Here is a 21306-nt window from a genome sequence, read left to right as displayed (position 1 = left end):
CCTCACTTGCCGGCGGCCTGCCCGTTGGCGGCCATGATCTTCTGCATGCGCGGCATCAGCACGCGCTGGCTGATCGCGAAACTGCGCGCCATCAGCTTGGGCATGTTGGCCTGCATCTTCTGGCCCACCGGCGACGTGTAGAAGGCCGTCAGCTGGCGGATCTCGTCCAGCGTATAGGTCTCGGCGTACAGCGTCACCGTCTCGTTGACCATTTCATCCACCAGGGTCGGATCGGCAAACACCGCGTGCATCTGCGTGGCGTTGGCGGCCACGGCCTCGTCGAGCTTCTTCATCTGCTCGGCCTTCTGCGCCGCCGTCATGCCGGCGTTGGCGTTGATGGCGGCGGCGGCCGAGGCGCGCATCTGGGCCGGCATCTGCTGTTCCATGGTGGCCATCATCGTCCGCATCGACTCGCGCACCTTCATCGCCTCCAGCATCTGCCGGGTCGCGTTGACGACGGCCGGGTCGGCCGACGGCGCCGCCGCCTGGCTGAACGCCGGCGCGCAGGTGAAGAGTATGGCGGAAGCGATGGCGGCGAGCGATGTTTTCACGGTTGTCCTTGCATGGGAGGGAATGGGAGTGGTGCCTCCCGATTTTCGCATGAATCTTGCAAAAAATCCCTACCCGGCGGTTTTCACTTTGCCTTCGGCGCTTGCGCGGCCTGCGGCGGCGGCGGCAGCTTCGGCATCAGCGACAGCACGCGCTCGCGCAGCAGGGTCTGCACCACGGTGTTCGCTTCCTTGGTCACTTCCGGCATGGTGCTGCGCAGCTTGACGGCCACCGGGCGGCGGTTGAAGGCGTTCAGCTCGTTCAGCTCGGCCAGCGTGAACTTGCTGGCGTAGATCGGCACCAGGGCGTCCACCGCGTCGTCCAGCAGTTTCGGGTTGGCCAGCGCCTTTTCGGCGGCTTCCACCTGCTTCGGGATGTCCTTCGAGACCTTGGCCAACTCGGCCTTCTTCTGGTCGAGCGTCAGCTTGGGATCGGCATCGATGCGCTGGGCATAGGCGCGCAGCAGCATCTGCGGCAGCGCATTCGCGCCCTGCTTGAAGGTGGCTGCGGTCTGCTCGCGGTAACGCATGTTTTCCAGCAGCTCCCTGACGGCCTTGTTGACGGCGGGATCGATGGCGGCGGGCGGCGCGAAGGCGAAGGCGGCGGCAGGCGCGGCGGCCAGGACCAGGGTGCCGATGAAGGCAGCCAGACGTTTGTTCATGCTTACTCCTAATTACTGATAGACGGATACAAACAAAAAGGGAGGGACAGCGCCCTCCCTGCTTCGGTGCGAGGCCTTACTCGGGCGGCTGCTCCAGCTCCACCTCTTCCAGGTCGGTCTCGACCACGCGCTGCAGGCCGGACAGCTTGGTGCCGTCCTCCACCGCGATCAGGGTCACGCCCTGGGTCGCGCGGCCCATCTCGCGGATCTCGGCCACGCGGGTACGGATCAGGACGCCGCCGGTGGTGATCAGCATGATCTCGTCCGTGTTTTCGACCAGGGTCGCGGCCACCACCTTGCCGTTACGCTCGGTGGTCTGGATCGCGATCATGCCCTTGGTGCCGCGGCCGTGGCGGGTGTACTCGCCGATCGGGGTGCGCTTGCCGAAGCCGTTCTCGGTGGCGGTGAGCACCGACTGCTGCTCGTTTTCGGCAACCAGCAGCGCGATCACGTTCTGGCCCTCGTCCAGGTTCATGCCGCGCACGCCGCGCGCGGTACGGCCCATCGGGCGCACGTCGTTCTCGTCGAAGCGCACGGCCTTGCCGGCGTCCGAGAACAGCATCACGTCGTGCTTGCCGTCGGTGAGCGCGGCGCCGATCAGGAAGTCGCCGTCGTCGAGGTCGACCGCGATGATGCCGGCCTTGCGCGGGTTGCTGAAGTCCGGCAGCGGGGTCTTCTTGACGGTACCCAGGCTGGTCGCCATGAACACGTAGTGATCTTCCGGGAAGGTCGAATTCTCGCCCGACAGCGGCAGGATCACGGTGATCTTCTCGCCATCCTGCAGCGGGAACATGTTGACGATCGGCTTGCCGCGCGAGTTGCGCGAACCCTGCGGCACTTCCCACACCTTCAGCCAGTACATGCGGCCGCGGTTCGAGAAGCACAGCATGTAGTCGTGGGTGTTGGCGATGAACAGCTGGTCGATCCAGTCCTCGTCCTTGGTCGCCATCGCCTGCTTGCCGCGGCCGCCGCGCTTCTGGGCGCGGTATTCCGAGATCGGCTGCGACTTCATGTAACCGGTGTGCGACAGGGTCACCACCATGTCCTGCGGGGTGATCAGGTCTTCGGTTTCGAGGTCGCTGGCATTGTGCTCGATGGCCGAACGGCGCGCGTCCTTGCCGTTTTCGGTGTAGTCGGCCCGGATCTGGCCCATCTCGTCGGTGATGATCTGGGTGACGCGCGCCGGCTTGGACAGGATATCCAGCAGGTCGGCGATGTGCGCCATCACGTCCTTGTACTCGTTGACGATCTTGTCCTGCTCCAGGCCGGTCAGGCGCTGCAGGCGCATCTGCAGGATTTCCTGGGCCTGCTCGTCGGACAGCTTGTACAGGCCATCCGGCTGCATGCCGTAGTGCTTCGGCAGGTGCTCCGGACGGAAAGCCTCGATGCCGCCGGAAGCGCCCAGTTCGGTACGGGTCAGCATCTCGCGCACCAGCGACGAATCCCAGGCGCGCTGCATCAGCTCGACCTTGGCGACCGGCGGGGTCGGCGCAGCCTTGATGATGGCGATGAAGTCGTCGATGTTGGCCAGCGCCACGGCCAGGCCTTCCAGCATGTGGCCGCGCTCGCGCGCCTTGCGCAGCTCGAACACGGTGCGGCGGGTGACCACTTCGCGGCGGTGCGACAGGAAGCACTCCAGCATCTGCTTCAGGTTCAGCAGCTTCGGCTGGCCGTTCACCAGCGCCACCATGTTCATGCCGAAGGTATCTTGCAGCTGGGTCTGCTTGTACAGGTTGTTCAGCACCACTTCCGGCACTTCACCGCGCTTCAGCTCGATGACCACGCGCATGCCCGACTTGTCGGACTCGTCGCGGATATCGGAAATGCCTTCCAGCTTCTTGTCGCGCACGTTCTCGGCGATACGCTCGAGCAGCGACTTCTTGTTCACCTGGTACGGCAGCTCGTCGACGATGATGGCGACGCGGCCGCCGTCCTTGCCGTATTCCTCGAAGTGGGTCTTGGCGCGCATCACCACGCGACCACGGCCGGTGCGATAGCCGTCGCGCACGCCCGAGACGCCGTAGATGATGCCGGCAGTCGGGAAGTCCGGGGCCGGGATCAGCTCGATCAGCTCGTCGATCGTGCAATCCGGGTTGCTCAGCACGTGCAGCGCGCCGTTGATGACTTCGGACAGGTTGTGCGGCGGGATGTTGGTCGCCATGCCGACCGCGATGCCCGAGGAACCGTTGATCAGCAGGTTCGGGATGCGGGTCGGCAGGACGGTCGGTTCCTTTTCCTTGCCGTCGTAGTTGGGCTGGAAATCGACGGTGTCCTTGTCGATGTCGGCCAGCAGCTCGTTCGAGATCTTGTCCAGGCGGCACTCGGTGTAGCGCATCGCCGCGGCGCTGTCGCCGTCGATGGAACCGAAGTTGCCCTGCCCGTCGACCAGGGTATAGCGCAGCGAAAAGTCCTGGGCCATGCGCACCAGGGTGTCGTAGATCGACGCGTCGCCGTGCGGGTGATACTTACCCATGGTGTCGCCGACCACGCGCGCGCACTTCACGTACGGGCGGTTGAATACGGTATTACTTTCGTGCATGGAGAACAGCACGCGGCGGTGCACCGGCTTCAAGCCGTCGCGCACGTCCGGCAGCGCACGCCCCACGATCACGCTCATCGCGTAATCGAGGTAGCTCTTGCGCATCTCTTCTTCCAATGAAATTGGAACGGTTTCTTTTGCGAATTGATCCATTGGCTGGTCGATTGCTTTCAGGCGAATAATCGGGAGTACAAGCGTACGATTTTACCACGCGCGCTATATCAGCAGTGCAATTTGGAAGCAAGCCGCAGACCACAGCGAATTACGCACAATTGACGTTTTGACACATGCTTGTCATAAACGTTCGTCAAGCTTGCGCACTGCTCACAACCTCTTGTTGCGCACAAACAACGTGGCAAATCGCATGCACCACAATTGAGCAACTGACGGTCGTGCGGAAGTAGCCCATGTGGCAAAATGGCCGAGAAGTTAATTGCTTGTTTCACAATGCGAAACAGACTCGGCGGCACACGATGTTAGTATTCTGCTCACATCCAGCGATTTTTGCGCAGTTTCGCACCGGCAAGATTTTACCGAAAGGAAGAAAAAATATGAAAAAAATAGCAACCCTCATGCTTGCAGCTTCGGCAGCGATGGCCGGCAGCGCTTTTGCGCAGAGCGCACCTCCGTACGCCCCGTTGACGACTGACATCCAGGCGAAAACGCCATACAGCGCCTACGCGCAGGATGCCCGCGGCGTGATCGTCCGCAATCCTTTCGGCCTGTGCTGGCGTACCGGCTACTGGACCCCGGCGGATGCAGTCCCGGGTTGCGATGCGCCGCTGTGCGTGGCGCCGGAGCGTCTGGAAAACGGCAAGTGCGTCGCCCCGCCGCCGCCGCCACCGGTTGAAGCACCGGCCCCGGCGCCTGCACCGGCCCCGGCACCGGCTCCGGTCCCGACCTCGGAAAAAGTCAGCTACTCGGCCGACGCCTTCTTCGACTTCGACAAGGCCGTGCTGAAGCCGGCCGGCAAAGCGTCGCTGGACGACCTGGTCGGCAAGCTGAAGGACATCAACCTGGAAGTCATCATCGCCGTCGGCCACACCGACTCGGTCGGCACCGATGAGTACAACCAGAAGCTGTCGGTGCGCCGCGCCGAAGCCGTCAAGTCCTACCTGCAGGGCAAGGGCGTCGAATCGACCCGCATCTACACCGAAGGCAAGGGCGAAAAGCAGCCTGTGGCAGACAACAACTCCGCCGCCGGCCGCGCCAAGAACCGTCGCGTGGAAATCGAAGTCGTCGGTACCCGCGGCACCCAGCAGTAATCGCTGCTGAAGCTGTATGGAAAGACCCCGCTGCGGCGGGGTTTTTTTATGCCTGTCGTCTCGCGCACTGCCCGAGACGACTCCCCGCGAAGGCGCGCTACTGCCCCCGGGCACTATCGCTCCAAGTTTTTCTTGATCCTAACCGTCGCGCTGGAACAATTCCGCTATTATTCGGACCTATGACTACGACCAACACCACCAAGACCAACATGGATCCGCTCGAGATCCAGAAATTCAGCGAACTGGCCCACCGCTGGTGGGACCCGACGTCCGAATTCCGTCCGCTGCACGAAATCAATCCGCTGCGCCTGGAGTGGATCAATGCGCGCGTGCCGCTGAGCGGCAAGAACGTGATCGACATCGGCTGCGGTGGCGGTGTGCTGTCGGAATCGATGGCGCGCAAGGGCGCGAAAGTCACCGGCATCGACCTGTCGAAAAAGGCGCTCAAGGTCGCCGACCTGCACAGCCTGGAATCGGGCGTCGAGGTCCGCTATAAATTGATCGCCGCCGAAGACATGGCCGCCGAAGAGCCCGGCCAGTTCGACGTCGTCACCTGCATGGAGATGCTGGAACACGTGCCGGACCCGGCTGCCATCGTGCGCGCCGCCGCCACCCTGGTCAAACCGGGCGGCAAGGTGTTCTTCTCGACCCTGAACCGCAACCCGAAGTCCTACCTGTTCGCGGTGATCGGGGCCGAGTATGTGCTGCGCATGCTGCCGCGCGGCACCCACGACTACGCCAAGTTCATCACGCCGGCCGAACTGTCGACCTTCGCGCGCGACGCCGGCCTGATCGTGGACGGCCTCAAAGGGCTGAGCTACAACCCGCTGACCAAGATCTATTCGCTGAACCAGGACACCAGTGTCAACTACATGGTTGCCTGCAGCAAGCCTCTGTAATTATTAGTGTGATGACCTTTTCTTCCCGCCCACGTGCGCCGCGCGCCGTTTTGTTCGATCTCGACGGCACGCTGGCCGACACCGCGCCCGACCTCGCAGCGGCCGTCAACTGGCTGCGCACCGAGCGCGGCCTCGCGCCGACGCCCTACGCGATCCTGCGTCCGACCGCCTCGGCCGGCGCCCGCGGCATGATCGGCGCCGCTTTCGGCCTGGCGCCGGGCGACGAGGGATACGAAGCGCTGCGCCTGCAGTGGTTCGACCGCTACCAGGCCAACATGGCGGCGCACAGCACGCTGTTCGACGGCGTCAATGAACTGCTGGACGGCATCCGCGCAGCCGGCATGGAATGGGGCATCGTCACCAACAAGCCGATGCGGTTTACCGATCCGCTGCTGCCGCAGATCGGGCTGGCGCATGCGGGCTGCGTGGTGTCCGGCGATACCATGCCGCATGCGAAACCGCATCCGGCGCCGCTGCTGGAAGGCGCACGCCGGCTCGGGCTGGATCCGGCCGAGTGCTGGTATGTCGGCGACGATTTGCGTGATATCCAGGCGGGCCAAGCGGCCGGGATGGTGACGGTGGCCTGTGCCTGGGGCTATTGCGGCGCGACCGAGCCGGTGACCTGGGGTGCGGATATGCTGCTGGCCACGCCGGCGCATCTGTTCGAGCGCTTGCGCGAGGTGGCTGGCGTTGCCGGTGTGCCGGTTGCGGCAGCCTGATCCGGTTCAGGCTGCCGTTTCCCCTGCCTCGCTGCAAACGTTCCTGCTGTAATCTGCTCGACTGTGGCGGCCTTGATGGCCGCCTTTTTGTTGGCGCAGATTACTTATGTCGGTTAGTTGCAGTATATCCCTTACATATCTTTACGTTTGATACAGGCAACAGTCTAGTTCTCGGCGGTGCAACTGGGTAATCTACTCCCATCAAACAACACGACGTATCAGGAGAGACGAACATGGAAGCGATCAAGAACACCATCCAACGTATCCACCCGCTGATGGCCGCCGCTGCGGTATCGGTGATCGTTGTCAGCGTGGCCGGTACGGCTGCCATCACCGGCCTCCTGCCGAGCTCGCACAGCGCACCGCAGGCCCCATTGGCGAAAGCCGCGGTCAACCCGGCTTATGCGGCCACGCTGGCACCGGCTGGATCGCAGGCGATGCCAGCACCGGCTGCCGCCCAGTTTGCGGGTCAGGTCGGTTCGCAAGCGGCTTACGCCCAGCCGGTCGCCTATGCCCAGCCGGTTGCGGGCCAGTACGCTCCGAGCGTCCCGGTGGTGGCGCAAGCCGCGCCCGCCCCTGCTCCAGTTGTGATCAAAGAAACTGTTATCAAGGAAGTGCCGGTGAAGCAAGCCGCACCGAAAACGCGCGTGGTGCACCATACCAAGTACGTGCGTGACGATGGCTACTACGCCCCGGCACCGCGTCAGGCACCGCAACCGAACTACGTCGCGATCGGTACCGGCGCCGTGGTGGGCGGCCTGATCGGTAACCAGGTCGGCGGCGGCAACGGCCGCAAGCTGGCCACCATCGCCGGCGTGATCGGCGGCGGCATGCTGGGTAACCAGATCGCCAACAGCCGTTAAGTGCAAAAGGCCGCTAAATCAGGCGGCCTCTTCTGTACTTACACTTGGTGACACTTCTGCCTGGTACACCCGCTGCACACCGATGCCGTTTGGAGTACAATGGCAGTTCTTCGTTGGGGGGCGACCTGGTTTCGACGTGGGTTGCAAAGCAGCGCAGGGCATACCGAGGACTGGTTACCTCGTAAATACATCCAGAAATCAATAACTGCAAACGATAACTCGTACGCACTCGCAGCTTAATTGCTGCTAGCTCTACACTACCTCGCCTCTGGGGTGGGCCGCAAGGCAAGTAGAGTCATTTACAGAGGCTAGGACTCAACCGGGTTACTTGGTTGCTTCCGAAATTTAAGGTAACTCGCTGGTACACAGGGTGCACATCCCCGTTGTGCCGGTTAAATTAAATGATAGTGCTAAGTATGTAGAACTGTCTGTAGAGTGCTTGCGGACGAGGGTTCGATTCCCTCCGCCTCCACCAGTATTCAAAAACAAAGGCCCGCCGGTGAAAACCGGCGGGCCTTTGTTTTTGAATACTTCGTTGCAGCGTCGGCACCGGCACCCGGGCCCGGCCCGGCGGCGGGGGGGAGCCGGGGTTTCGCGCCGCACCGCGGCGCGCCGGCGTAGCGGCCTTTGCGCTGGCAAGCGCAAAGGCCTCTCCGATTCGCCCATTGGAGCAATCGCGCAGCGATTGTGCCTTGGTTTCTGGATTGTGCCTTGATTTCTAAATACCCATCCCACGCACGCCAAGAACAAGCCCCTGCTCCCTGCTGTGTTAGCATTAAATCAACGCAAACCACACCGCAAGCAAACAGAAATCAGGGAGCAAAATCAGTGCTGAAAATCAACGGCAAAGAAGTCACCTACACCAAATCCTTCCTGCTCGAACGCGGCGAGGAAGCCATTCTCTCGGGTCCCGAGTTGTCGAATGAAACGCTGCGCCTGAGCAGCTTCGAGTACATGGTCGGCATGAGCAGCAAGGCCGACGTCCGGGCCGAACTGGTCGACGGCGCGGTCGCGCTGCGCATGCCCTTTCTCGACAAGGGTTCGTTCGCCACCACGCTCCAGCTGGAGCTGAACAACAAGTCGACCATGAAGCTGCGCATCGCCGGCATGGGCGTCGGCGGCAACCTGCTGGTCCAGCTGGACGTCTACCTCAGCCGCCCGGTCAATTTCGCCCCGCGCTGACGCATCCAGACTGTCGTCGGCATCATCTCCGGCACCATATTCCCAATATTGCGTAACGGGCGACGCGACGAACTTGGGCCCCGGCCTTCGCCGGGGCGACGGTCTCACTGCCAACGAAACAAGCCGGTAAGCCCCGACCCTCAAGCCGCTTCCAGCATCCGCAGGTTCTCCGCCACCGCCGAGCGCTCCGGCAGCGCGTCCGATCCGGTCACCAGGTCGACGTGCCCGTCCGGAGACACCAGCGCGATTGAGGACACCCTGGGTCTGCGGATTGGCGCAGCCGGCCCGCCCGGCTGAGGCGTATCAATCCCGTCGCTGCGCGATCATGCACCGTAGAGGCTTCGCCGCTGCCCGAGCCAGGCCATGCACCACATCGTTTGTCCCGCGACGCCCGACCGCACCGAGGTGTGCCGATGAATGCCTTGAGTCCGCGCCGCGCCCTTCTCGCCGGCTGCGGCCTGTTCGCGGCCGGGATCGTGCTTGGCGCGGCGCTGGCCCCGCGCGTGCTGGCGCCGGCGCCGGTGACGGTGGCGCGCGGCACCACCCTGGCCAGCTTCGCGCCGGAAGCGATCCTGTCGGTCACCTACGCCACCCGCAGCGGCATCACCACCCTGCAGCGCGCAGCGCGCGGCGCCCGCTTCCACGTGCAATCGACCTATGCCGACGAGCGCCCGCCGCAGCGCTGCACGGTGCCCGCCGACCTAGCCGGCCACTTGGTCCGGTTTGCGGAAATGAAGGCGCGGCGCGGCCTGTCGCGCGAGCAGCGCGACCGCGAATTCCCGCTCCAGCTGGGGGTGCTGGACATCCGCGACAACGTCACCGGCGAGCCGGCGGTGTCGGTGCTGGTGTTTGCCAACCGGGCGCAATCGGCGCTGGCCGTGGCGCTGGGAGGCTATGCAGGCGAGGTGATCCTGCCGGTGTCCGAGCTCAGGTGGCTGGAACGGGCCTGCGACACGGTTGCCATGAGCGAGGAACCGGCACCGCTGCTGGCCGAACCGGCGGCCGCGCCGGACGCCATGGTGGTCACGACGTCGGCCCCGGATCCGTCCCCGGCGCCATCATCAACTCCTTGAGCAACGCATCGTTAAAGGCCGGCAAGTCATCCGGCTTGCGGCTGGTGACCAGGCGCGCATCGACCACCACCTCGTCGTCGGTCCACTCGGCGCCGGCATTGGTCAGGTCGCGCTTCAAGCTCGGCCAGCTGGTCAGGTGCTTGGCGGTGGCGATGCCGGCGTCGATCAGGGTCCAGGGACCGTGGCAGATCGCGGCGACCAGCTTTTCCTCGACCGGGAAGCCACGGATGAACTCGATCGCTTCCTTGCTCATGCGCAGTTGATCCGGGTTGGCAACGCCGCCCGGCAGCACCAGCCCGTCGAAGTCGGTCGGGTTGGCGTCGGCGACGTCGAGCTCGACCTTGAATGTGTCGGCCGGCTGCAGCTGGTTGAAGCCCTGTACCTCGGCGCCGGCCGGCTTGGGCGATACCAGCACCACGGTCGCGCCGTGTTCTTCGAGGAAGGAACGCGGGCTGGTGTATTCGATCTGTTCCACGCCATCGGTCATCAGCATCGCGACGCGGATGCCTTGCAGCGGCTTGCCGGCAGCTTGTTCCAACATAAGAACCTCCATGATTCGTCAACTAGTCATGGAACCATTCTAGGCACGCCGCGGCCGGCACGGCGCGCGGTGTCCGGCAGGCATTTACTGCTGGAGCTGCCCCAGGATCGCCTGGTTGAATGCCGGGATATCGTCCGGCTTGCGGCTGGTGACCAGCTTGCCGTCGACCACGACCTGCTGGTCGCTCCATTTTGCGCCGGCATTTTCCAGGTCGACCTGCAGCGTCGGCCAGCTGGTCATCTGGCGGTTGGTGACGAGTTCGGCGTCGATCAGGGTCCAGGGGCCGTGGCAGATGGCGGCGATCGGCTTGTTGGCCATGCCGAAGGCGTGGATGAAGGCGATCGATTCGGCCGACAGGCGCAGCTGGTCCGGGTTGGCGACGCCGCCCGGCAGCACCAGCGCGTCGAAGTCGGCGTGGTTGGCGCCGCGCACGTCCCGCTCGACCTTGAAGGTCTGGTCCGGGGTCAGCTGGTTGAAGCCCTGGATGGTCTCGCCAGGCGCTTTCGGCGACAGCAGCGTCACCGTCGCGCCCTGCTCTTCCAGGAAGCTGCGCGGCCCGGTGTACTCGACCTGCTCCACGCCGTCCGTCATCAGGATGGCGACGCGTTTGCCCTGCAGGGCCGGGGATGAAGCTTGTTGCATGTGACCTCCACTTGAACAATGATTATCAGAATATTCATTGTAGAGGGCATGACGCGACCACGGCGCCCGTATGCGTGGTGAGTACCTGCTCAGCCGGACAGCGCCTGCCACACCATCCACATGTTGGCGGCGGAAATCACCACGAACAGGCACCAGGCCAGGCTCGACGTCCACCAGGCGTTCACGAAGCGTCCCATCAGGTCGCTGCGGCCGGTCAGGCGGATCAGCGGGTACATGGCGAACGGCAGCTGCATGCTGAGCACGACCTGGCTGCCGACCAGCATCTTGCCGATCGCGTGGTCGCCCAGCGTCAGCACGCCGACCATGGCTGGCGCCAGCGCCAGGGCGCGCGTGATCAGGCGCCGTTGCCAGCACGGGATCTTCATCTTGAGGAAGCCTTCCATGATCACCTGGCCGGCGATGGTACCGGTGAAGGTCGAGCTTTGCCCGGACGCCAGCAGCGCCAGGCCGAACAGGATGGCGGCCATGGCGGTGCCGGCCACCGGCGCCAGCAGGTAATAGGCCTGGTCGATGTCCATCACGTTGCCCCCGCCGGGTTTATGAAAAGCGGCAGCGGCCAGCACCAGGATGGCGCCGTTGATGAACAGCGCCAGGATCAGCGACACGACGGTGTCGATGCGCGACATCCCGATCGCTTCGGCCAGGCGCCCTTCCCGGCCTTGCATGCCGAGCGAGGCGACGCGGGTCTGCACCACCGACGAATGCAGGTACAGGTTGTGCGGCATCACGGTCGCGCCCAGGATGCCGATGGCGAGGTAGAGCGCGTCGCGGTCGGCGATTTTTTCGAGCGAGGGCACCAGGCCGGCCGCGACCGCGTGCCAGTCGGGCGAGACCAGCGCCAGTTCCGCGAACAGGCAGATGGCGATGGTGGCGATCAGCGCCAGGATGATGGCTTCCAGCTGGCGGAAGCCCTTGCCCTTGAGCGCCAGGATCAGCAGGGTGTCGAGCGCGGTGAGCGCCACCCCGGTCGGCAGCGATACCCCGAGCAGCAGGTGGAAGGCGAGCGCGCAGCCGAGCACCTCGGCCAGGTCGCAGGCGATGATCGAGAGTTCCGCGAACAGCCACAGTGCCTTGGCCGACAGCGGCGAATATTGCTCGCGGCAGTGCACGGCCAGGTCCTTGCCGGTGACGATGCCGAGCCGCATGCTGAGGCATTGCAGCACGATTGCCGCCAGGCTCGACAGCACCACCACGAACAGCAATTGGTAGCCGAACTGGGAGCCGCCCTGGATGGCCGTCGCCCAATTGCCCGGATCCATGTAGCCGACCGACACCATCAGGCCGGGGCCGGCGTAGCGGATGACTTTCTTCCAGAACGGGTCGCTCTCGGGAACCGTGACGGTGCCGGAGACTTCGGAGGGACAGAACGGGGCGGTGGCGGTGGTGGGTAGCTTGAACATGGGGTTTGCGCAGTCGGATCAACCGATTCTAGCGCAAACCCTTGGTTTAGATGAGTCCGCTCGGACCCGCTTCTTCAAGCCGTTTTATTGCCCAGCACCTGCATGCGTGTACGCAGACGGCGGATCTCGTCGGCCATGTCGACCACCAGGGCCGCCAGGTCTTCGTTGGCGTCGAAATCGCGTTCGATGCGCACTAAGCGGCGCGCGCGCATCAGGTCGATGCTGCGGAAGCGCAGGGCAGTCACTTGCACTTCGGCCTGGCTGCCGAGCACGCCGGCGTGCACGTGGCGCACCACCCAGTCCGGTTCCACATCGCAGGCGCGTGCCAGTTCCTCGAGCGTCAGGGCGACCTCGTCCAGCAGCACGCCACTCAGGCTTTGCTGAATCACCATCTCATGCTCCTATGCGTTCACGGGGATTGAAGGCCAGGTCGCGCGCCATCGCCTCGTACAGCTCGCGCGCACGGTCGCTGCTGGCAGGCGGCAGCACCACGTCCAGGATCAGGTACAGGTCGCCCGGCTGCGCCGCCGGGATGCCGCGGCCCTTCAGGCGCAGCTTGCGACCGCTCTGTGAACCGGGCGGCACCGTCACCTCGACCGGGCCGGACGGCGTCGGCACCGAGATACTGGCGCCGAGGGCGGCTTCCCACGGCGCCACCGGCACGTTCTCGTAGACGTTGGTGCCTTCGAGGCGGTAGCGCGCATCCGGGTTCAGCTGCACTTCGAGGTAGATGTCGCCGGCCGGCCCGCCTTTGACCCCGGGATGGCCCTGCCCCTTCATGCGCAGCTGCTGGCCCGGGGTGATGCCCTTCGGGATAGTGATGCTGAGGGTCTTGTCGCGGGTGACGGTACGGCCCGACGCATCCTGTTCGGGCACGCGCAGGGTCACCGTGCGGGTGGCACCCTGGTAGGCGTCGCGCAGGTCGATGGCAATGGCGGCATGGATGTCCTCGCCGGCCATACGGAAGCCGCCGCCACCCATGCCGCCCATGCCGGCTCCACCCGTACGGCCACGGCGGCCGACATGGGCGAACAGGTCGGCAAAGAAATCGTTGCCTTCGGCGCCGTTGAAATCGAATTGCGAACCCCAGTCCGGCGGCGGCCGGAATTCCTGGCCGGGCCGGTACCCACGGCCGAGTTCGTCATAGGCGGCGCGCTTCTCGGCGTCGCCCAGCACGTCGTAGGCTTCGTTGATTTCCTTGGTCTTGGCGTCGGCATCCTTGTGCTTGCTGACGTCGGGGTGGTATTGCCGCACCAGCTTGCGATACGCCTTCTTGATCTCGTCGGCGGACGCGGTGCGTTCCACGCCGAGTACTTTGTAGTAGTCCTTGTATTCCACGAGCTTGCTCCTGGATCAATTCAATCGGGTTGGATGGTTCACTGGAGTGGCATATGAGGTTCGCAAGCTTGCTTTTCAACTAAACACGATCTCGGAAGAATGGTGTAGCACAAGGCTTTGGGAATCGTAAAAAAGTTTATGAAAGGACCGATTTAATTCCTTGATTTAATAATGTTAGTTGTCGGGAAATAATAATAGAGGCGGGGTATGCGTACGAAAAATAATCCTTACCCGATTTGGGAATTAAAGTGCCGATATTTTTTACACTCATCAATAACTAAAGTTAATCTTTATTAACTTTTCCAAATGGAATCAATGATCTAAATTAATGTGGTTTTTTGGCACGGTACTTGCATACACGAAGGGCTCAAACAACTAGGGAGGTTTTGATGAAGCTGAGTTCCGTTGCAAAAGCAATCGCCAGTCTGTCGTTCTTTGCATGCACTTCGCTGTTTGCCGCACCTTTGACCGTGGATATCACCGGTGTCCAGAGCGTCGGTGAAATTGGTGATCCGGGTAATACGGTGCTGACCTACAATGTCGGTGCCAATGCGACCATCACCGCCATTACCTATTCTGTCAACGTGACGGCTTTCACGCCGAGCTGGCTGTCGGAAATCGGCCTGGCATTCACCGATTCCGACTTCTTCGAGGGCGTTATCTTCAATCCGGGCACGGGTGACGATTTTGCGGGCACGGCGACGTATTCGGACTCGGCCGACCTGGCAGCCCTGGGCCTGTCCTTCAACGTCGGCGCCGACGGCATCCTGCGCCTGGAGTTCTACGAAGATTTCGACGACTCCCAGGTCGATCCGGACGGCCGCTGGAACTTCGGCACCATCACCTTCAACGTGGAAGGCGGCACCGTGCTGCCGCCGGTCGATCCGGGCACCCCGGGCGGCGAGGTGCCGGAACCGGCAAGCGCACTGCTGATCGGCGCCGGCCTGGCAGCGCTGGGTTACCGCCGCCGCCGCGCCGCCAAGCAGGCGCACTGATCCGCGCCTTGCCTGAAGCGTAGCACCTGGCCGGGGCAATACCGTCGATACGGTGTTGCCCCGGCCGTTTTTTACGGCCTGTATTAACCGGCTTCCATTGCGCCGGGTACCGTCACCCGGCCTTAGCAATTAGTCAGTACAATCCGGGGTTTCGCCAGCTGCCCCGAACCATGACGTCCACCGTATCCGCCGCCCCCGCCTCCTCCCCCGTCCGCACCGAGATCGCGACCTTGTGGCGCCTGTCGTGGCCGATGCTGGTCGGCCAGCTGGCCACGGTCGGCATGGGGGTGGCGGACGTGGCGATGACCGGGCACGTCAGCGCGGCCGAGCTGGCGGCGGTGTCGCTCGGCACCTCGGTGTGGTCGATCATCCTGGTCACCGTGATGGGCGTCATGATGGCGGTGAATTCCGTGGTCGCGCACGAGATGGGCGCCGGGCGCTTCGACAAGATCTCGCATTCGGTGCGCGAATCGCTGTGGATGGGCGCGATCGTCGGCATCGTCGGCTGCCTGGCGGCGAATGCCTGCACGCGGCTGTTCGACCACATCGGCCTCGAAGCGGCCGTGGCCGAGCGCGCCAAGATCTTCCTGCACATCATCAGCCTCGGCATGCCGGCCTTTGCCTGCTACCGCGCGCTGTACGGCTATACCACCAGCATCAACCAGACCAAGCCGATCATGGTCATCGCCATTTGCGGGCTGCTGTACAACATCGCGCTCAACTGGATGCTGGTGTTCGGCAAGTTCGGCTTGCCGAAGCTGGGCGCCCTCGGCTGCGCGGTCTCGACCGCCAGCGGCGTGTGGCTGATGCTGGCGGCGATGGTGATCTGGATCAAAATTTCTAGCGCCTATCGCATGACCTACCCGTTCACGCGCTGGGAAGGCCCGAACTGGCGCGAGATCGGCAGCATGCTGCGCCTCGGGCTGCCGATCGGCGTCACCCATTTCGCGGAAGTCAGCGCCTTCGGCATCGTCAGCCTGCTGGTGGCGCGTTTCGGCGTGGTGCAGGTGTCGGCGCACCAGATCGCGCTGAATTTCGTGTCGCTGGTGTTCATGGTGCCGCTCAGCTTCGGCATCGGCGCCCTGACCCGTGTCGGCCAGGCGATGGGCGAAGGCAATGCGGTGCGGGCGCGCTTCGTGGCCTGGACCGGCACCGGCATGTGCATCGCCTTCGGCGTGCTGTCGGCGATCTTCATCGCGCTATTCCGCTGGCAGATTGCAGCGATGTACACCTCGGACGCGGCGGTACAGGCCACCTGCGCCATGCTGCTGCTGTTCGCCGCGCTGTTCCAGTTGTCCGACTCGACCCAGGTGGCGGCCGCCTCCGCGATGCGCGGCTATCAGGTCACGCGTTCGCCGATGGTGATCCAGATGATCGCGTTCTGGGGCGTGGCGCTGCCGGTCGGCTGGATCCTGGGCCTGGCCCCTAGCTGGTTCCCGTGGTCGCCGGCCCAGCCGATGCAAGCCACCGGTTTCTGGATCGGCCTGGTACTGGGCCTGACGGTGGCGGCCGTGCTGCTGGCCTGGTCGCTCAACAAGCTGTCGGCCCTGCGCGTGCGCGCAGCGGATGTTAGCGCCTGACAATTATTAATTGCATATGTGATCGCTAACATGCACAATAGCCGCACACAACAATAAGCGAACCCAGCGGTCACAGAACGCGATATCCAGGAGACAGCCAGCTAGCTTCATACGCGGCATCCATCCGATCCGTCCGTGCGCTCGGTCGCCCGATCGATTCGATACCGACAGGAGACGGGATGAGGCTGACACCCCACACCACTTTGGCCGCGCTGGCATCGGCGCTGGCCTTCACCCCCGCGGCCTTTGCCGCACCATTGACCACCCTTGATCGCAACGGCGCCTGGGTCTCGGTCGAAGCCTACGGGCCCAACATCGTGCACGTGACGATCGCCGCCGACAAGGACCAGGTCCTGAAAGGTCCCGGCTACGGCATCCTGCCGAAAGCGGCCGAGAATGGCGCCTTCCGCCATAGCCGCGCCGCGGACGGCGATACTTTTGCGTCCTCCGGCATGACCCTGCACGTGAACCCGGCCCCGGCGCCGCGCGTGCCGAGCCAGGGCGAGAAATACTTCGCGCCGGCGCTGGCCTCGGTCGGGCTGCAGGTGAAAAATGCGCGCGGCGAGCAAATCCTCAGCATGACCGGCTGGGAAATGGCGCCGCACACGGTCAACGGCGAAAAAACTTACCAGGTCGGCGCCTCGTTCGCGGCCCCGCGCGACGAGCATTACTACGGCATGGGCCAGAACCAGGAATCGCTGTCCGGCCTCGACCTGCGCGGCCGCGTCCTCGACTGCAAGCACTGGTACGACGCCCCGGCCGGCGAAACCGTATGCGTGCCCTTCATGGTGTCGTCCAAGGGCTACGGCATCGTCTGGGACAACCCGTCCGCCACGCGCTTCATCGCCGGCGTGCACGGCAAGACCGCCTTCCAGTCGAACGTGGGTGAGCGCGTCAGCTTCTTCGTCATCACCGGCAATTCTTCGGATGAACTGTATTCCGGCTACGCCCGCCTGACCGGCAAGACCCCGATCCCACCGAAAGCCGCCTTCGGCCTGATCCAGTCCAAGGCGCGCTACGACAGCCAGCAGGAAGTGCTGCGGGTGGCGAATACCTACCGCCAGAAACAGTATCCGCTCGACGTGATGGTGGTCGACTGGTTCTACTGGACGCGCATGGGCCAGATGGACATCAACCCCGCCGAGTTCCCCGATCCGGACGGCATGAACAAGCAGCTGCACGACATGGGCATGCAGTCGATCATCTCGATCTGGCCGCGCTACGAGACCTCGGGCCGCTACTTCAACGAGCTCGATGCCAAGGGCTACCTGCTCAAGGACAAGGACGGCAAGACCGTCGACGGCCTGCCCTTCCGTTCCGACCGCACCGGCGGCCTGATCGACGCCACCAATCCGAAGGCCCGCCAGTGGTTCTGGGAAAAGTCGCGCGACAATATCCTGGCGCACGGCTTCGATTACCCGTGGCTGGACGAGACCGAACCCGACCTGGTACCGGACGGCTTCATGTATGCGATCGGCTCGGGCGACCGTTTCCACAACCTGTTCCCGCTGCTGCACGTCGAAGGTTTCGCCGACAACATGCGCGCCTGGAAACCGAACAAGCGCGTGCTGATCCTGTCGCGCGCCGCCTACCTCGGCTCGCAGCGCACCGGCGCCCTGTTCTGGTCCTCCGACATCAACCCGACCTGGGAAGCGCTGGCGCGCCAGATTCCGGCCGGCCTGAACATGACCGCGTCCGGCATCGCGCTGTGGGGCAACGACATCGGCGGCTGGCAATACCTGCCGCAGACCACCAGCGCCACCAAGGCGCCGCTGCTGGACCCGTCCGACGCGCGCGACGTCGTCGGCCAGAACCACGACTATCCGGAACTGCACACCCGCTGGTTCCAGTACGGCACCTTCCTGCCGACGCTGCGCCTGCACGGCGACCGCAAGCAGGCCGACATCTGGTCCTTCGGCAAGGCGGCGGAAACGATCATGGCGCGCTATGACCGCTTGCGCTATCAATTGATCCCGTACATCTACAGCCAGGCCAAGTTCACCCACGACACAGGCGCCCCGTTCATGCGCCCGCTGTGGATGGACTTCCCGCAAGACCCGAACGTGGCCGACATCGGCACCGAGTACATGTTCGGCCCGGCCTTCCTGGTGGCGCCGGTGACGGAGCAGGGCCAGACCGAGAAGGATGTCTACCTGCCGGCCGGCAGCGACTGGTACAACTTCTGGACCAAGGAAAAGCTGGCCGGCGGCCGCTGGGTGAAAGTGGCGGCGCCGATCGACCAGATCCCGGTATTCGTGAAGGCCGGCTCGATCGTACCGCTCGGCGCCGACATCCAGTCGACCGCGACCAGGCAGGCGATCGCCGAGATCCAGGTGTACCCCGGCAAGGATGGCGAGTTCAGCCTGTACGACGACGATGGCGTGTCCTACGACTACGAGAAGGGCAAGTCGACCACGACCCGCCTGCGCTGGAGCGAGGGTAGCGGCAAGCTGACGGCGTCGGGCGGGGATGGCGGACTGGCCAGGTCGCTGCCTGGGTTGGTGAAGGTGATCGGCAAGCAGTAACCGGCAATGCAGGAGCCGCACACTTTCTAACGCCGCTCCTGCTCATCAACGTCGCCCCTGCGCAGGCAGGGGCCCAAGTTCTGCCCGCGCTGTCGAAACGCGTACAACTTGGGCCCCTGCCTTCGCAGGGGCGACGTTCTTGTGCTGTCGCATCGATCAAACGGGTTGGTACGCATGCTCCGCCTGCGTCGATGCCCTCATATTTGCAGCTTTTCACCCCCGACTCTGGTATCGTCTCGGCCGTTGCACACAATTAATCAATTGCCCAGAGACCATTCCATGCGCCCTCTCATCCTGCTCCTTGCCGCCCTGTCGGCCGCTCCCGCATCCGCGGAGCGCCTGACGCTGGACCGACTCCACGCCGACCCGGCGTTGGCCGGTCCTGGCGTGCGCGCCTTGCGCGTGTCGCCCGACGGCGAACGCGTGACTTTCCTGCGCGGCCGCGCCGACAACCAGTTCCAGCTGGACCTGTGGGAATACAACATGAAGGACAAGACCACGCACCGCCTGGTCGACTCCAAGAAGCTGGTCCCGAACGAGAACTTGTCGCTGGAAGAACGCGCACGCCGCGAACGCGCCCGTACCGCCAGCCTGTCCGGCATCATCAGCTACAGCTGGTCGCCCGACGGCAAGCAGATCCTGGTGCCGATCGCCGGCGATTTGTACCTGGTGGACGTCAAGAATCCGGATGCGGCGCGCAAGGTCGCCTCGGGCAATGTCGGCGATCCGAAGATTTCGCCGAAGGGCCGCTACGTCTCCTTCGTGCGCGACCAGAACCTGTTCGTGATCGATTTGACGACCGGCCAGGAACGCCAGCTGACCAGCGACGGCAAGGGCACGATCCATAACGGCGAAGCCGAGTTCGTGGCCCAGGAAGAGATGGACCAGAAAACCGGCTACTACTGGGCGCCGGACGATTCCGCGATCGCCTACCGCCACTTCGACGAAGCGCAGGTGCCGGTTGCGCGCCGCTTCGAAATCTACGCCGACCGCACCGAGGTCATCGACCAGCGCTACCCTGCCGCCGGCGACCCGAACGTGGTCATCGACCTGATGATCGTCAATCCGGCCACCGGCGCACAGAAGAAAGTGGATCTCGGCGCCGAGAAGGACATCTACCTGGTGCGCGCCGACTGGAGCGGCGACGCCAAGACCCTGGTCTACCAGCGCCAGTCGCGCGACCAGAAGCGCCTCGACCTGGTGGCGGTCGATACTGCCACGCTGGCCCAGCGTCCGCTGTTCACCGAAACCTCGAACACCTGGGTGGCGGTGCCGGCCGACCTGCGCTTCCTGAAGAGCCGCAACGCCTTCATCTGGGCGTCCGAGCGCAGCGGCCGCAACCACCTGTACCTGTTCGATATGACGGGCCGTCTGCTGCATCCGATCACCAAGGGTGAATGGGGCGTCGACAGCATTCTGGCGGTCGACGAGCAGGCTGGCAAGGTCTACATCTCGTCCAACAAGGATGCGGTAATCGACAAGCAGACCTACGCCGTCAACCTGGACGGCGGCAATGCCGACAAGCCGGTGCGCATCACCAAGCAGGACGGCATGCACGACGATACCTTCGCCCAGAACGGCAAGATTTTCGTGGACACCTTCTCCGATCCGAAGACCCCGCCGCAGGTGTCGATCCGCCGCGCCGACGGTTCGCTGGTCGAATGGCTCGAGCACAACGAGGTGAAGGGCGACCATCCGTACGCGAAGTACATGGCCGACCACCTGCCGACCGAATTCGGCAGCATCAAGGCGCACGACGGCCAGGACCTGTATTACTCGATGATCAAGCCGTCGAACTTTGACCCGGCCAAGCGCTATCCGGTGTTCCTGATGGTGTACGGCGGCCCACACTCGCAGCAGGTGACGCGCGGCTGGGGCAATATGTTCAAGCAATACATGGCGCAGCAAGGCTTCGTGGTGTTTACGCTGGACAACCGCGGTTCGTCGCGCCGCGAGCGCAAATTCACCGACGTCATCTACGGCGAACTGGGCAAGCATGAAGTCGAAGACCAGCTGACCGGCATCGACTGGCTGGCCAAGCAGAGCTTTGTCGACCCGAAACGCGTCGGCGTGTTCGGCTGGAGCTACGGCGGCTTCATGACCCTGCGCCTGCTCGAAGCAGGTTCGGACAAGATCGCGATGGGCGTGTCGGTGGCGCCGGTGACCGACTGGTCGCTGTATGACACCCACTACACCGAGCAGTTCGTCGGCGCGACGCCGAAGTCGAATCCGAAGGCCTACGAACAGAGCGGCGTGTTCGCCCACCTGGACGGCCTGAAGTCGCCGCTGCTGCTGATCCACGGCATGGCTGACGACAACGTCCTGTTCACCAACTCGACGCGCCTGATCGACGCGCTGGTCAACCGCAACGTCAAGTTCGAGCTGATGACCTATCCGGGTGCCAAGCACGGCATTTCGTCGCGTGCCGGGCAGCGCCATGTGTATGGCATGATCGAGGGCTTCTTCAAGAAGAACCTGGGCGGGACCGACGCCAAGTAGGGTGGACGGGTTCCC

At 63.9% G+C, this 21306-nt stretch carries 18 protein-coding genes and 1 other RNA gene; 11 read left to right on the top strand and 8 right to left on the bottom strand.

The window, feature by feature from the left end; genetic code table 11:
- Window positions 1–2: 2 nt before the first annotated feature.
- The 3 genes from U1H99_RS22245 to gyrA all read right to left on the bottom strand — a co-directional run bounded on the left by U1H99_RS22245 (window position 3) and on the right by gyrA (window position 3902).
- Entirely contained in the window at window positions 3–551 is a 549-nt protein-coding gene (locus U1H99_RS22245) for a DUF2059 domain-containing protein (RefSeq protein WP_323143894.1), read from the bottom strand.
- Between the two features lie 83 nt (window positions 552–634).
- The gene (locus U1H99_RS22240; protein ID WP_323143893.1) at window positions 635–1210 is read right to left on the bottom strand and encodes a DUF2059 domain-containing protein; all 576 of its coding nucleotides are present in this window, start codon (window positions 1208–1210) and stop codon (window positions 635–637) included.
- A 76-nt stretch (window positions 1211–1286) separates the two neighbouring features.
- The gene (gyrA, locus tag U1H99_RS22235; protein WP_323143892.1) at window positions 1287–3902 is read right to left on the bottom strand and encodes a DNA gyrase subunit A; all 2616 of its coding nucleotides are present in this window, start codon (window positions 3900–3902) and stop codon (window positions 1287–1289) included.
- A gap of 398 nt (window positions 3903–4300) precedes the next feature.
- Here gyrA and ompA point away from each other — a divergent pair, with 398 nt between their 5' ends.
- The 7 genes from ompA to U1H99_RS22200 all read left to right on the top strand — a co-directional run bounded on the left by ompA (window position 4301) and on the right by U1H99_RS22200 (window position 9750).
- Window positions 4301–5014: an outer membrane protein OmpA gene (gene ompA, locus U1H99_RS22230; RefSeq protein WP_323143891.1), complete on the top strand. Its 714-nt coding sequence runs from the start codon at window positions 4301–4303 to the stop codon at window positions 5012–5014.
- Between the two features lie 179 nt (window positions 5015–5193).
- Entirely contained in the window at window positions 5194–5913 is a 720-nt protein-coding gene (ubiG, locus tag U1H99_RS22225) for a bifunctional 2-polyprenyl-6-hydroxyphenol methylase/3-demethylubiquinol 3-O-methyltransferase UbiG (protein WP_323143890.1), read from the top strand.
- Window positions 5914–5924: 11 nt separating this feature from the next.
- The gene (locus tag U1H99_RS22220; protein ID WP_323143889.1) at window positions 5925–6632 is read left to right on the top strand and encodes an HAD family hydrolase; all 708 of its coding nucleotides are present in this window, start codon (window positions 5925–5927) and stop codon (window positions 6630–6632) included.
- A gap of 233 nt (window positions 6633–6865) precedes the next feature.
- Window positions 6866–7495 carry a glycine zipper 2TM domain-containing protein gene (locus tag U1H99_RS22215; RefSeq protein ID WP_323143888.1) on the top strand — a complete coding sequence of 210 codons (630 nt, stop codon included), beginning with the start codon at window positions 6866–6868 and terminating at the stop codon, window positions 7493–7495.
- A gap of 116 nt (window positions 7496–7611) precedes the next feature.
- Window positions 7612–7970: a transfer-messenger RNA gene (gene ssrA / locus U1H99_RS22210) on the top strand.
- Between the two features lie 353 nt (window positions 7971–8323).
- Window positions 8324–8677 (top strand): hypothetical protein, encoded by a 354-nt coding sequence (locus tag U1H99_RS22205; protein ID WP_323143887.1) that lies wholly within the window; start codon window positions 8324–8326, stop codon window positions 8675–8677.
- Between the two features lie 413 nt (window positions 8678–9090).
- Window positions 9091–9750 carry a hypothetical protein gene (locus U1H99_RS22200; RefSeq protein WP_323143886.1) on the top strand — a complete coding sequence of 220 codons (660 nt, stop codon included), beginning with the start codon at window positions 9091–9093 and terminating at the stop codon, window positions 9748–9750.
- Here the strand turns inward: U1H99_RS22200 and U1H99_RS22195 are convergent.
- The 5 genes from U1H99_RS22195 to U1H99_RS22175 form a co-directional block, all read right to left on the bottom strand.
- Window positions 9701–10291 (bottom strand): type 1 glutamine amidotransferase domain-containing protein, encoded by a 591-nt coding sequence (locus U1H99_RS22195; protein WP_323143885.1) that lies wholly within the window; start codon window positions 10289–10291, stop codon window positions 9701–9703. The two genes, U1H99_RS22200 and U1H99_RS22195, sit on opposite strands and share 50 nt — an antisense overlap.
- Before the next feature lie 84 nt (window positions 10292–10375).
- The gene (locus tag U1H99_RS22190) at window positions 10376–10933 is read right to left on the bottom strand and encodes a type 1 glutamine amidotransferase domain-containing protein (RefSeq protein ID WP_323143884.1); all 558 of its coding nucleotides are present in this window, start codon (window positions 10931–10933) and stop codon (window positions 10376–10378) included.
- 89 nt (window positions 10934–11022) lie between these two features.
- Complete coding sequence (locus tag U1H99_RS22185; RefSeq protein WP_323143883.1) at window positions 11023–12354, bottom strand: Nramp family divalent metal transporter; 1332 nt, start codon at window positions 12352–12354, stop codon at window positions 11023–11025.
- 74 nt (window positions 12355–12428) lie between these two features.
- A complete protein-coding gene (locus U1H99_RS22180) occupies window positions 12429–12746 on the bottom strand; it encodes a chaperone modulator CbpM (protein WP_323143882.1) in 318 nt (105 codons plus the stop codon).
- A 1-nt stretch (window position 12747) separates the two neighbouring features.
- Window positions 12748–13692: a DnaJ C-terminal domain-containing protein gene (locus U1H99_RS22175; protein ID WP_323143881.1), complete on the bottom strand. Its 945-nt coding sequence runs from the start codon at window positions 13690–13692 to the stop codon at window positions 12748–12750.
- Window positions 13693–14216: 524 nt separating this feature from the next.
- Here U1H99_RS22175 and U1H99_RS22170 point away from each other — a divergent pair.
- The 4 genes from U1H99_RS22170 to U1H99_RS22155 all read left to right on the top strand — a co-directional run bounded on the left by U1H99_RS22170 (window position 14217) and on the right by U1H99_RS22155 (window position 21291).
- The gene (locus tag U1H99_RS22170; RefSeq protein WP_323143880.1) at window positions 14217–14687 is read left to right on the top strand and encodes a PEP-CTERM sorting domain-containing protein; all 471 of its coding nucleotides are present in this window, start codon (window positions 14217–14219) and stop codon (window positions 14685–14687) included.
- A gap of 170 nt (window positions 14688–14857) precedes the next feature.
- The gene (locus U1H99_RS22165; protein WP_323143879.1) at window positions 14858–16267 is read left to right on the top strand and encodes an MATE family efflux transporter; all 1410 of its coding nucleotides are present in this window, start codon (window positions 14858–14860) and stop codon (window positions 16265–16267) included.
- Between the two features lie 179 nt (window positions 16268–16446).
- Window positions 16447–18792 carry a glycoside hydrolase family 31 protein gene (locus tag U1H99_RS22160; RefSeq protein WP_323143878.1) on the top strand — a complete coding sequence of 782 codons (2346 nt, stop codon included), beginning with the start codon at window positions 16447–16449 and terminating at the stop codon, window positions 18790–18792.
- Between the two features lie 279 nt (window positions 18793–19071).
- Complete coding sequence (locus U1H99_RS22155) at window positions 19072–21291, top strand: alpha/beta fold hydrolase (RefSeq protein ID WP_323143877.1); 2220 nt, start codon at window positions 19072–19074, stop codon at window positions 21289–21291.
- Window positions 21292–21306 lie beyond the last annotated feature (15 nt).

This window comes from Massilia phyllosphaerae (genome assembly GCF_034659755.1).
Taxonomy (GTDB): Bacteria; Pseudomonadota; Gammaproteobacteria; order Burkholderiales; family Burkholderiaceae_D; genus Telluria; species Telluria phyllosphaerae.
Note: the sequence above shows the minus strand (reverse complement) of the source record. Positions and strands in the feature narration are given on the sequence as shown.